The organism is Labrenzia sp. THAF35, assembly GCF_009363595.1.
Classification (GTDB): Bacteria; Pseudomonadota; Alphaproteobacteria; order Rhizobiales; family Stappiaceae; genus Roseibium; species Roseibium algicola.
Genome location: NZ_CP045380.1, coordinates 4,421,666 through 4,433,900, shown reverse-complemented (window position 1 = coordinate 4,433,900; position 12,235 = coordinate 4,421,666). Strand labels below are relative to the sequence as shown.

The following is a 12,235-nucleotide window of genomic DNA, read 5'->3' as shown; positions in this document are numbered from 1 at the left end:
GCTGTTTGCCGTTACGGGGAGGGAGGTTTGAGACGAAGCTCAGTTGGCCACGGGGTAACGGGCCAGAATTGTTTCATTTACGGTGGGTGCAGTTTTCTCGACGGTGACGAAGGACACGTTGCGTACACGGTTCGCACCGGTCAGTGCCGCTGCACAGTCTTCGCTCCAGGCGCCCCAAGCTTGTGTTTCACATGCCTTTGATGCCGGAATTTGCACAGCGCGGTCGGACTTTGTGGAAGCAAGTCCCTGCGTTGCCAGGCTGGTCAGACCTTCTGCCTGCGACGCTTTGCTCGGGTGCATGCTCATCATGCCTGCGGCAATCATCGTCAACAACGCCAGAACGAAAATAGCGGCCATCTTGAATTGTCCGGCCGGATCGATTGCCTTCGCCTGAAAGGCAAAAGGACGTACCGCGATAGCCGTTGCGGTCCGGTCGATTGTAGTAGTGCTCCTCATGATGCTGGCTCCTGCTCACGCCAATTGATTTCGATGGAGCCACTTTGACCTAGGTTTGCAAAGAGAGTTGTGACGGTCGTCACACAATGTCAGTTACTGGCAAAAGACGCGTTCATGCCTGCGTTCTACTTGTTAGGCAGGTGCAGGCAGAGTAAGGAAGGTGCCATGAACCGTATTGCGCTTTATCCTGGATCCTTCGATCCCGTCACCAATGGCCACATGGATATATTGCGTCAGTCGCTTGCGCTGGCGGACAAGGTGGTGGTTGCCATCGGCATTCACCCCGGCAAGTCTCCCCTGTTTTCTTTCGAGGAACGGGTCGAATTGATCCATGCTTCGGCTCGTTCGGAATTCACTCCGGAGGAAGCTGAACGGATTGATGTCATCGCCTTCGACAATCTGGTCATCGAAACGGCACGCCAGCAAAACGCAGCTTACCTGGTTCGCGGTCTGCGGGACGGCACGGATCTTGACTACGAGATGCAGATGGCGGGCATGAACGGCACGCTGGAACCGGACATTCGTACGGTATTTCTTCCGGCTTCTCCGAACGTGCGCCACATCACGGCCACCTTGGTACGTCAAATCGCGAAGATGGGCGGAGAAATTTCCGCTTTTGTGCCGGAACCGGTTGCCGAACCATTGAGATCGCGCGCGAAACCCGGCGCGTAATTCAAAGCCAAGCTCTAGACCTGAACCTTAGGAGTCTCCAGTGTCGCGCTTTTTTGCAATTTTTGCCGTTCTGGCTTCAATTCTGATCCTGCCTTCGGCTGCCAATGCCCAAGGCACCGATCCGGAAAACACAATTTATCTCGATTTGAAGGACGGGCGCGTCGTCATACAGCTTCGTCCGGACCTTGCTCCTGCTCACGTTGAGCGGATCAAGAAGCTTTCCCGCGAAGGTTTTTACGACGGTATCGTCTTCCATCGCGTGATCGACGGCTTCATGGCCCAGACCGGTGACCCGACGGGCACTGGCACGGGCCGTTCCAGCGAACCTAACCTGAAGGCTGAGTTTTCCAACGCACCGTTCAAGCGTGGCACGCTCGGCATGGCACGTTCCGCAAGCCCGGACAGCGCCAATTCCCAGTTTTTCATCATGTTCGGCGATGGCGACTGGCTGAATGGCCAGTACACCGTATTCGGTGAAGTCGTCGACGGTATGGAATTCGTCGATAACATCATCCGCGGCGAACCGCCGGCAAATCCGGACAAGATCATCAAGATGCAGGTCGCATCGGACGCACAATAACGTTCACGCGACTACAATTTCGAAAATACCCAAGGAGATACTCGATGGCTGAAATCAAAGACGCCGAAAACACACTTCTCATGGAAACCAGCCAGGGACCGGTTGTTATCGAACTGAAGCCGGACCTCGCGCCGACGCATGTCGCACGCATCAAGGAACTGGTCCGCGAAGGTTTTTACGACGGCATCGTCTTTCACCGCGTAATCGACGGCTTCATGGCACAGACCGGCTGCCCGCAGGGCACTGGCACTGGCGGTTCCGGCAAGAAATTGAAAGCGGAATTCAGCAACGAGAAGCACGTGCGCGGCACCTGCTCCATGGCTCGCGCAATGGACCCGAACTCCGGTGACAGCCAGTTCTTCATCTGCTTTACCGATGCACCCTGGCTCGACGGTCAGTACACCGTCTGGGGTGAAGTGATCGAAGGCATGGACAATGTCGACAAGATCAAGCGTGGCGAACCGGTTTCCAATCCGGACAATATCGTCTCCTTGAAAGTGGCGGCCGACGCGGCCTGAACCACCTGAAAGTGGCTTTAACGATGCAGCGCGGATCAGTCATCCGCGCTGTTTTGTTTTGGATGTCCCCTCAGACGGTTGACCTGCTCCGCCGTCGCCAGTAAGAGCCGCTGACTGAAAGTCCGGTTGCCACTCTGGATGGAATGGCACCGCACCCCGAAACCTTCCAGAGATCCGTCAGTAGCAAATTACCATGCGCGTCGACCAATTCGACTTTGTTCTTCCCAACGAACGGATCGCCTTGCGCCCGGCTCGGCCACGTGATTCCGCTCGCATGCTTGTCGTTAAACCAGGTGCTGAACCTGAACTATCCGACAAGGGTGTTCGCGAATTGCCGCTGTTGCTGGAGCCCGGCGATGCGCTGGTCTTCAACGATACCAAGGTGATACCCGCACAGCTTGAAGGAACACGCCTGCGAGGAGATATTACCGCGGGCATCGGGGCGACGCTGCACATGCGCACCGGACCAGACCGCTGGAAGGCCTTCGTCCGGCCGGCAAAGAAGTTGCAAGTTGGCGACACTGTGCTTTTCGAAGGGTTCGGCACACGGCTAACGGCGGAAGTGAGCGACAAGGGAGATAGCGGCGAAGTACTGCTGACTTTCGACCGGTCCGGACCTGATCTGGACATTGCAATCGCATCCGTTGGACACATACCCTTGCCACCGTATATTGCGCAAAAGCGTGGCGAAGACGACCAGGATCGCAAGGACTATCAGACGATATTCGCCGAAAAGGACGGTGCCGTTGCCGCACCGACTGCGGGTCTTCATTTTACGCCTGAACTGCTGAAGGCATTGAGCGAGCGCGGTATCGAACAGCACCGCGTAACACTGCATGTCGGAGCCGGCACCTTTCTGCCGGTAAAGGCGGAAGACACGGCTGATCACAAGATGCACGCAGAATGGGGCGAAATCTCCGAAGAGACCGCTGCCGCACTTCTGGCCGTCAAGGCAAGGGGAAACAAGGTTGTCAGCGTCGGCACGACATCCCTGCGGATCCTTGAAAGCTCCGCCCAAGCAAGTGGCGCCATTGCCGCCTTTGCGGGTGAAACCTCGATCTTCATCACGCCCGGCTACCGCTTCAAGGCGATCGACGCGTTGATGACCAACTTCCATCTTCCGCGCTCTACGTTGTTCATGCTGGTGTCGGCTCTTTCGGGCCTGGACACGATGCGGCGTGCCTATGCACACGCTATTTCGCAGGAATACCGTTTTTACAGCTATGGCGACGCTTCCCTGCTTTTCCCGCAGGAAGGTGCTGTCTGAGGACCAATCATGACTGAAAAAACCGGCAAGACCTTCAGCTTCAAGCTGATCACCACGGACGGCGCTGCACGGCGAGGCGAAATCACGACGCCCCACGGTGTCGTGCGTACACCCGCTTTCATGCCGGTGGGCACTCAGGCAACCGTGAAGGCGATGTACCCGGAACAGGTGAGGGAAACCGGTGCAGACGTGGTGCTCGGCAATACCTATCACCTGATGCTTCGCCCGACTGCCGAACGGGTCGCCAGACTTGGCGGACTGCACACCTTCATGAACTGGCCTCACACGATCCTGACCGACAGCGGTGGATTCCAGGTGATGTCGCTGGCTCAGCTGCGGAAGCTGGATGAAGACGGTGTGCGTTTTCAAAGCCACATTGACGGTCAGAAGTACCATCTCACACCGGAACGTTCAGTCGAGATACAGGGACTTCTCGGGTCAGATATCCAGATGCAGCTGGACGAGTGCATCAAGTTGCCGAGCCCCCGTGAAGAAGTCCAAAGAGCAATGGAGCTGTCTCTCAGATGGGCAGAACGCTCTCGCAACCAGTTCGAAGCCATGGGTGGCCCAGGAAAAGGGCAGGGGCTTTACGGTATCGTTCAGGGTGGTGATCAACCCGATCTTCGTATTCGCTCGGCAGAAGAACTCGGCAAAATGCCGTTTGAAGGCTATTCGGTTGGTGGTCTGGCGGTTGGTGAACCTCAGGACGTCATGCTGAGCATGCTCGACATTACGACGCCAGTGATGCCGGTGGACAAGCCACGTTACCTGATGGGCGTTGGGACACCTGACGACCTTCTGGAAAGCGTGAAGCGCGGCATTGACCAGTTCGATTGCGTGATGCCGACCCGGGCAGGTCGTCACGGTCTCGCCTATACGCGCTATGGCAAGGTCAACCTCAAGAATGCCCGTCACCAGGACGACCCACGCCCGCTGGACGAGGCGAGCACCTGTCCCGCGTCTAGCGTCTACAGCAGAGCCTATCTGCACCATCTGGTGCGGGCTGGCGAAGGACTGGCCGGCATGCTGCTCACCTGGAACAACATCGCCTACTATCAGTACCTGATGCAGGGCATGCGCGACGCGATCGAGGCCGGGTCGTTCGAAGACTTCTACTCGAAAACCAAGGAAGACTGGGCGCGCGGCGATATTGCCGCGCTGTAACCCGGCACACTCAATCCAGGTTCAGGCTGTAACTGACTAGGCGGAAAATCCGTCCGCTTTCGTCAGATAGCACCCGGAAATCTTCCAACTGCCGTCATCCTGTTGCTCGAAACTGTAGAGAGCCAACCAGTTTTGACCATTTGGGCCGGTTACATAGACTTCCTGCGTTGGTCCGAGCTTGGTCATTTTTGACCGGCCGAACGTCACGCTTTGAGGCTTGTAAACTGGCTGGTAGCCTTGCCGCACCATTTCCATGAAGAACTCTGGTGTTTGAAACCGCTGTTGCAAGGAACTGGTTGCGAAAGAGAAGGCTGCCTGGGCATTACCCGTCGCAAAGGCACTCATCTGATTTTTGATGATCTTGTGAAAGGCACTGCTGTCGAGCCCTTCTTCGGCGCGGACAGACCCTTTAGCCAGCAACGCGCTGACGCCGGCCACCGCCACCATCTTCCAGAAACGAGCATGAGCCATGTTCGGTGTCTCCTTTCCTGAAACCCGAATAGTATACGGCTCGAAACCCTTTTCAGATTGCTAAAATACGAGCAAACCCTTGCGGCAATTCCCGGCAGTTTGATCCGTTTTTTAGCAGACCTTGAACTGCGAATTCTCGTCACGCGTACCGAGGCACAACAAAACCGGGAAATAGTCCTGTAGAATCAAAGGCGCCAGAGCTGGATTCCCTCCGGACAAGTGGAGCGATCCAAAAGCGCCGGTATGTCAGCGACCAGGCCGCGTCGATCTTTCAGAACGTCTTTCAGGACCTGCCAACCGGTTTCATCCTGGAAAAAATGCCGATGTGGGACCGCAAGTACGGCAACATCCGCAGCATCAAGGTCCTCTTGCCGAGTGAGGGTGATTCCATATTCGGCCGCAACCTCATCCGGATGCGCAAGTGGATCACAGACCTGAACACGCGCCCCAAACTTTTCCAACTCCCTGATGAGATCGACGACCTTGGAATTACGGGTATCAGGCACATTCGCCTTGTAGGTAATGCCGAGAACGACAACTTTCGGAGGCATGGGCATGCCAAGCTTCACGCTTTCCTGGATGATCTTGCCTGCAATAAATGCCGGCATTGCTTCGTTGGTGCCGCGACCCGCCAGAATAACCTGAGGTGTCATGCCGATCTCGTGTGCCTTGTGGGTCAGGTAATAGGGATCGACACCGATGCAGTGCCCCCCGACCAGTCCCGGCTGGAACGGTAGGAAGTTCCATTTGGTCGAAGACCCCTTCAACACGTCCCGGGTATCGATGCCCATCTGGTGGAATAGCATCGCCAGTTCGTTCATGAGAGCAATATTGAGATCGCGTTGTGTGTTCTCAATCACCTTCGCCGCTTCCGCTACGCGGATCGACGGAGCAAGGTGAATACCAGCCGTGACAACCGCTCCATAGAGCGTATTGAGAGTTTCGGCTGTTTCCGGGCTGGAACCCGAAACGATTTTGGTGATGTCAGCAAAGCCTCGCTCGGTATCGCCAGGATTTATGCGCTCTGGCGAATAACCGACGGCAAAATCCCTGTTGAAGAGCAGCCCCGATTCCGTCTCGAGGACGGGAACTGCGATCTCTTCGGTTGCCCCCGGATACACGGTTGATTCAAAGACAACGATGGCCCCTGGTTTCAGATTGCGGCCGACGGTTGCAGCTGCGTTTCTGAAAGGCGAAAGGTCGGGTCGTTTGGCGTGATCGACAGGTGTCGGCACGGCCACGATCAAGACATCCCGATCGCTCAGATCCTTTTCGTTGTTGGAAAAAAACAGCGATTCCTGCTGCAGATCCGCGTCATCGACAGACGACGTGCTGTCCTGACCGCTGCGCAACTCGTTCAACCGGTTTTCGTTTATATCGAACCCGAGAACGTCAAAACCCTTCGCAGCGAAGGCCACCGCCACGGGCAGACCGACATAACCCAGACCGATAACCGCGATCTTGGTGGAGTGAATGGAATTGTCGTGCATGAGGCATCCGGGATTGAAGCAAACGGAAAGGGCCGGGTCTTGCGCAAGACCCGGCCCACTCCTAAAGGCTTCTGGCGAACCTTTTCAAGTCCGCAGTGAAAACGATCGCAGATTATTCGGCGGCCAAGGGTTTGCGAATGATCTCTTCCATGAACGGAACCAGTTCCCGAGCAAGTTTCGGATCGTCCATGCCGAATGCGATATTGGCGCTCAGGAAGCCGACCTTGTTACCGCAGTCGTAGCTCCGACCTTCGAACTTGAGCGACGCGAAGTGCTGTTCCTTCATCAAGGCCAGCATGCTGTCGGTCAATTGGATCTCGCCACCTGCACCTTTGCGCTGGTTGGACAGGAGATCGAAAATTTCCGGCTGAAGAATGTAGCGGCCGGTGATCATCAAATTGGAAGGCGCCGTACCGGGGGCAGGCTTTTCGACCATGTTTGAGATCTTGTGCGCATTTGCACCGAGTTCTCCGTCGAGTTCCACAATGCCGTACTGATCTGTCTGGTCTTCGGGAACTTCTTCCACGGCGATGATGTTGCCACCCGTATTTTGATAGAGGTCTACCATCTGCTTGAGGCAGCTGACCTGAGACTTGATAATCACGTCCGGCAACAGAATGGCAAAGGGCTCGTTGCCGATAATATCGCGTGCGCACCAGATAGCGTGGCCGAGGCCAAGCGGGGCCTGCTGACGGGTGAAGGAAGTGGCACCCGGAACCGGGCGGTGCTTTTCAAGCAGTTCCAGAGCAGCAGTCTTGTTTCTCGCCTTGAGGGTATCTTCCAGCTCATAGGCCATATCGAAATGATCTTCGATAACCTGTTTGTTTCGCCCGGTGACGAAAACGATATGTTCGATACCTGCGGCCCGTGCTTCATCCACCACATACTGGATGATCGGACGGTCAACGATCGTCAGCATTTCCTTCGGTACTGCCTTGGTCGCGGGCAGAAACCGAGTGCCAAGACCTGCCACGGGCAGGATCGCTTTGCGAATGGGCTTGTTCATGTCAGGCCTTCCGATGGTCTACAAATACGAACTCAATCTTCTTTTACCCACTAATAGTCTCATGAGCCGTCGAATACACGTTCTAAACTCAGATCGTCCGCGGGCGCGACGTTGCATTTAGCCCAAGTGGCAATCAGCCGGACCCTCAGGCCTTTGGCCGGTTGCAAGCTTGTGCACTGCAATACTAACGCAATAACTTCGACAAAGTGATCATTTTATGTCGGGCTGAGACTACACACTTTTAAATCGATTTAAGGCTTGTCCGCTTTCCGCCAGAGCGATGTTGCGGGCAGGCAAAAAGAACGCTATGGAACTCCGCAAGTTCCAAGATGGGACTTGTTTCCTGAACGAGTTGCCGCGCTCAAACGGCAACCGCATGGCATAAGGTGGAAAATGACCGAGGCAAACCGCGTAGTTTCCGTTGGCAATGTAACCTTCAGCAATGATGCGCCTTTCAGTCTCATTGCCGGCCCGTGCCAGCTTGAAAGCCGCGAACACGCACTGGAATGCGCAGCCGCGATCAAGGAAATTACGGATCGTCTCGGTATCGGCGTCATTTACAAGACTTCATACGATAAGGCCAACCGGACATCTCTCGCAGGAAAACGGGGTGTTGGCATGGAAGAAGCCATGCCGATCTTTGCCGAAGTGAAGGAAAAATTCGGCATGCCGGTCTTGACCGATGTGCATAGCCCCGAGCAATGCGCACCGGTTGCGGAAGTTGTCGATGTCCTGCAGATCCCGGCATTCCTCTGCCGCCAGACGGACTTGCTTGTGGCTGCCGCAAAGACCGGCCGCGTGGTCAACATCAAGAAAGGCCAGTTCCTGGCGCCCTGGGACATGAAAAATGTTCTGGGGAAAGTGACCGGTTCGGGCAATGCCAATGTCATGTTGACCGAACGCGGCGCCAGCTTCGGCTACAACACGCTTGTTACCGATATGCGTTCGCTGCCGATCATGGCACAGACCGGTGCGCCGGTCATTTTTGATGCAACACATTCCGTGCAGCAACCGGGCGGGCAGGGTGCTTCCACCGGCGGTGACCGGACAATGGTGCCCGTTCTTGCGCGTGCTGCAGTGGCCGTGGGTGTTGCAGGTCTCTTCATCGAAACGCACCCTGATCCGGACAACGCCCCGTCAGATGGTCCGAATATGGTGCCGCTCGACCAACTCGAAGCGTTGCTGGCCCAGTTGAAGGCACTGGACAACGTCGTCAAGGCACCGGCAGCCGCTGCAGAATAGTCAATTTCAGCCGCACCTCGTGTGCGGCTTTCCTTTGAGGGGCAAGAGCTCCGGAAAAACGCCGGTGCTCCGGCTTCCAAACGGCCGGAATTTCTCCGGCAGACCGTCAATTCAGGTGCATGCGACAAGGGAGTTCTTTCCATGACCGCCATTATCGATGTTATCGGCCGTCAGATCTTTGACAGCCGTGGTAACCCGACCGTTGAAGTCGACGTTTTCCTGGAGGACGGTTCCTTCGGCCGGGCAGCCGTTCCGTCCGGAGCTTCCACCGGTGCACACGAAGCCGTCGAACTGCGCGATGGCGGTGACCGCTTCATGGGCAAGGGTGTCCAGAATGCAGTTGATGCCGTGAACGGAGAAATTTTCGAGACCGTTGGCGGTCTGGACGCTGAAGATCAGCTTCAGATCGACCAGGCCATGATTGATCTCGACGGTACACACAACAAGTCGCGTCTTGGCGCCAACTCCATACTGGGCGTATCGCTCGCGGTTGCCCGCGCCGCTGCCCAGGCATCCGGTCTGCCGCTCTACCGCTATGTGGGCGGCACCTCTGCCCGCACGCTTCCGGTTCCCATGATGAACATCATCAATGGCGGCGCGCATGCCGACAATCCGATCGATTTCCAGGAATTCATGATCATGCCGGTTGGCGCCGAGTCCCTTGGCGATGCCGTGCGCATGGGTTCTGAAATTTTCCACACCTTGAAAAAGGCACTGAACGCAGCCGGTCACAACACCAATGTTGGCGACGAAGGCGGCTTTGCTCCCAATCTGGAATCGACCGACGCAGCTATCGGCTTCGTCATGAAGGCGATCGAAACCGCCGGCTACAAGCCAGGCGAAGATGTCTTCCTGGCATTGGACGCGGCATCGACCGAGTTCTTCAAGGACGGCAAATATGTGTTGGAAGGCGAAGGCAAGACGCTGGCTCCTGAGGAAATGGCAAAATATCTCGCCGACCTCGTTTCCCGCTACCCGATCATCTCGATCGAAGACGGTCTGGCAGAAGACGATTGGGACGGTTGGAAAGCGACGACCGACCTTATCGGCAACAAGTGCCAACTGGTCGGCGACGACCTGTTCGTCACCAATTCCGAGCGTCTGCGCAAGGGTATCGACCTCGGCGTTGCCAACTCGATCCTGATCAAGGTCAACCAGATCGGTACGCTGTCCGAAACACTGGACGCCGTCGAGACCGCACACAAGGCTGCCTACACCGCTGTGATGTCCCACCGCTCGGGCGAGACCGAGGACAGCACCATTGCTGACCTCGCGGTTGCCACCAACTGCGGCCAGATCAAAACCGGTTCACTCGCACGGTCCGACCGGCTCGCAAAGTACAACCAGCTCATCCGTATCGAGGAAGAACTGGGCGCACAGGCGGTTTATGCAGGCCGTTCCATTCTGCGCGGCTGATCTTTTCGGGTCAGCAAAATCAGAAAAGCCCCGCATTCGTGCGGGGCTTTTTTGTTTCGGCAGCTCAAACTGCTTTTAATTGGAAACTGCTGCCTGTGGATCGGTCCGTGTTTCGTCGGCATGTAGAAGCGCTGCGGCAATTGTTTCCGGTTTTTCTGCACCTGCCAGAACAAACCTGCCATCGATAATGAAACATGGCACACCCGTGATCCCGGACTTTTGAGCGTTGGCAATCTGGGCCTCGACCTTGTCGAGATCGGTTTCGGTTCCCAATAGATGCTCCACCAGATCGGACTGCATCCCTGCTTCCTCGGCAATTCGCACAAGAACCTCGGGGCGTGTCAGATCTTCTCCATTCAGGAAATAGGCCTTGAACAAAAGCTCCACGACTTCGTCCTGAAGATCGTCGTCACGTGACCAAAGGATCAGTCTGTGGCAATCAAGGGTATTCGGCGACAAGGTGATATCATCAAAAGCAAAATTGATGCCTTCCTCCTGTCCCGCTGCACGGATTTGTTTGTAGAACGTGTCCGCCCGCTCCAGACCACCGAACTTGTCGCTCAGATACTGTTTTCTGTCCTTGCCAGTCTTCGGCAAGGTCGCGTCAAGTTGAAAGGGGTGCCAACGAACCAGCACATCGAGCTGCGGAACCGACTTCAACGCCGTTTCAAGGCGTCTTTTACCAATGAAGCACCAGGGGCACATCACATCGGATACGACATCGACGGTAAGGGCGGATGATAGGGTCATCGGACATCCAGAACGTTGGAGATATTTTTGTCAGGCTAAAGACTCTGACAAATATGCCAACCCCAAATTCGCGGCAGTGTTAAGGCAATAGACAAAAGACGCATACAGACCAGCGTCTGTTCACAGAACAGTGTGTGTGAGGATCGAGCTGATCCGCTTCTGCAGCCTTGTCGTGCCAGCCTCGTTCTTCAAGACGGCAACCGGCCCGAAGTCCTTCACCAGGCAGACAAGGTCCTCGTCACGGCTGGTGGCGTCCGCGATGGACAGCAATGTCGTGTTGATGTCTTCCAGTTCTTCAGCGGAAGTGACGGCAATGCCGAAGTTTTCCGGCTGAAGCCTCATTTCCCAAAGATCGAGGCCACGCGCCGCAAGGCCGTTGCTGCAGGCTTCGAGATAGTTCGTATAATCATCCACACCAAGTCCGCCCTGAAGGATCTGCTGGCGCAACCACATGTGGCTTTCCGCAAGCACCCTGTCTGCAAGACGGCGCCTCTTGCCAAAGCGGGTGGCGGAGTTTAGCCGGCGGGCGAGGGTTTCCTTGCGGTTTTCTCCAACCAGCACGTCCGAAGCTCCGTTTCGGAACAGTTGAACGAGATCTTCCTCCCGCTCACAGACAGCCAGAACCGGCAACCCCGCGAAACGGGCATCCCGGCGAATCTGCTGCATATAGTCGACGGCATCTTCAAAGGGGGCATCAATGACCACGGCGTCAAATGCACGTTTGGACATGAATTCGACCGCCATGCTGCCGTCGAATGCACCGACAACCTCGACCTTTTCTTCACTGGCGTCCTGCCATTCAAGAAACCGACCGCTCAGGCCAACGACAAGCAGGCTGCTGGTTCCTGAATGATGCGGAGCGCTCCCGAAACCTGGAATCCTGCCAAAAATACGTCTGCGAAGTTGGGCTTCCTCTGACCGAAGCAATGCGCGCTGATGAATGCATATCAACATCAGCAGGACTTCATCGGGCACGACCTTGTCGATGATTGCAGTCGGTTGCAGACCGGGAGGCAGAATATCGTCGCTGCCGGTGAGGATGTAGAAAGGGACTTCACTTGCCAGGAGTCTGATTTGCGGAAGCAGCCAGGAAAAGAATTCGTCTCTGCGGTCGTTTTCCAGGATGCTGATATCAACCACGATCGCTGCGGGCAGCGCCATGGGCAGCTTGCTGCGACGGTCGAACATGCTGATAAGCGACAC

At 56.1% G+C, this 12,235-nt stretch carries 13 protein-coding genes; 7 read left to right on the top strand and 6 right to left on the bottom strand.

All coding sequences use genetic code 11. The annotated features are described in order from the left end of the window. Window positions 1-39 precede the first annotated feature (39 nt). Complete coding sequence (locus FIU93_RS20330) at window positions 40-456, bottom strand: hypothetical protein (protein ID WP_022998660.1); 417 nt, start codon at window positions 454-456, stop codon at window positions 40-42. Between the two features lie 165 nt (window positions 457-621). Here FIU93_RS20330 and coaD point away from each other — a divergent pair, with 165 nt between their 5' ends. From coaD to tgt, 5 genes are all read left to right on the top strand, one after another. Then, window positions 622-1,128, top strand: a complete 507-nt coding sequence (gene coaD / locus FIU93_RS20325; protein ID WP_022998659.1) for a pantetheine-phosphate adenylyltransferase — start codon at window positions 622-624, stop codon at window positions 1,126-1,128. Window positions 1,129-1,168: 40 nt separating this feature from the next. After that, the gene (locus tag FIU93_RS20320; protein ID WP_209010183.1) at window positions 1,169-1,708 is read left to right on the top strand and encodes a peptidylprolyl isomerase; all 540 of its coding nucleotides are present in this window, start codon (window positions 1,169-1,171) and stop codon (window positions 1,706-1,708) included. A gap of 44 nt (window positions 1,709-1,752) precedes the next feature. Further along, window positions 1,753-2,226, top strand: coding sequence for a peptidylprolyl isomerase (locus FIU93_RS20315; protein ID WP_022998657.1), 474 nt, complete (start codon window positions 1,753-1,755; stop codon window positions 2,224-2,226). A gap of 193 nt (window positions 2,227-2,419) precedes the next feature. Further along, on the top strand, window positions 2,420-3,493 hold the full coding sequence (gene queA, locus FIU93_RS20310; RefSeq protein WP_152506558.1) for a tRNA preQ1(34) S-adenosylmethionine ribosyltransferase-isomerase QueA: 1,074 nt from the start codon (window positions 2,420-2,422) through the stop codon (window positions 3,491-3,493). A 9-nt stretch (window positions 3,494-3,502) separates the two neighbouring features. Next, window positions 3,503-4,657: a tRNA guanosine(34) transglycosylase Tgt gene (gene tgt / locus FIU93_RS20305; RefSeq protein ID WP_152506557.1), complete on the top strand. Its 1,155-nt coding sequence runs from the start codon at window positions 3,503-3,505 to the stop codon at window positions 4,655-4,657. Between the two features lie 36 nt (window positions 4,658-4,693). On the opposite strand, the gene FIU93_RS20300 is transcribed toward tgt, so the two are convergent. From FIU93_RS20300 to galU, 3 genes are all read right to left on the bottom strand, one after another. Continuing rightward, a complete protein-coding gene (locus FIU93_RS20300; RefSeq protein ID WP_286202370.1) occupies window positions 4,694-5,104 on the bottom strand; it encodes a DUF4864 domain-containing protein in 411 nt (136 codons plus the stop codon). A gap of 209 nt (window positions 5,105-5,313) precedes the next feature. Then, complete coding sequence (locus FIU93_RS20295) at window positions 5,314-6,618, bottom strand: nucleotide sugar dehydrogenase (RefSeq protein WP_152506555.1); 1,305 nt, start codon at window positions 6,616-6,618, stop codon at window positions 5,314-5,316. A 112-nt stretch (window positions 6,619-6,730) separates the two neighbouring features. Beyond that, complete coding sequence (galU, locus tag FIU93_RS20290) at window positions 6,731-7,624, bottom strand: UTP--glucose-1-phosphate uridylyltransferase GalU (RefSeq protein ID WP_152506554.1); 894 nt, start codon at window positions 7,622-7,624, stop codon at window positions 6,731-6,733. Window positions 7,625-8,017: 393 nt separating this feature from the next. Between galU and kdsA the strand changes: the two genes are divergently transcribed. Further along, window positions 8,018-8,866 carry a 3-deoxy-8-phosphooctulonate synthase gene (gene kdsA / locus FIU93_RS20285; protein ID WP_062488766.1) on the top strand — a complete coding sequence of 283 codons (849 nt, stop codon included), beginning with the start codon at window positions 8,018-8,020 and terminating at the stop codon, window positions 8,864-8,866. A 141-nt stretch (window positions 8,867-9,007) separates the two neighbouring features. Continuing rightward, entirely contained in the window at window positions 9,008-10,282 is a 1,275-nt protein-coding gene (eno, locus tag FIU93_RS20280) for a phosphopyruvate hydratase (RefSeq protein ID WP_031268504.1), read from the top strand. A 75-nt stretch (window positions 10,283-10,357) separates the two neighbouring features. Here the strand turns inward: eno and FIU93_RS20275 are convergent, their stop codons facing one another. Both FIU93_RS20275 and FIU93_RS20270 read right to left on the bottom strand, forming a co-directional pair. Continuing rightward, window positions 10,358-11,032, bottom strand: a complete 675-nt coding sequence (locus FIU93_RS20275; protein ID WP_152506553.1) for a DsbA family oxidoreductase — start codon at window positions 11,030-11,032, stop codon at window positions 10,358-10,360. Window positions 11,033-11,152: 120 nt separating this feature from the next. Then, window positions 11,153-12,235, bottom strand: a complete 1,083-nt coding sequence (locus FIU93_RS20270) for a hypothetical protein (RefSeq protein ID WP_209010181.1) — start codon at window positions 12,233-12,235, stop codon at window positions 11,153-11,155.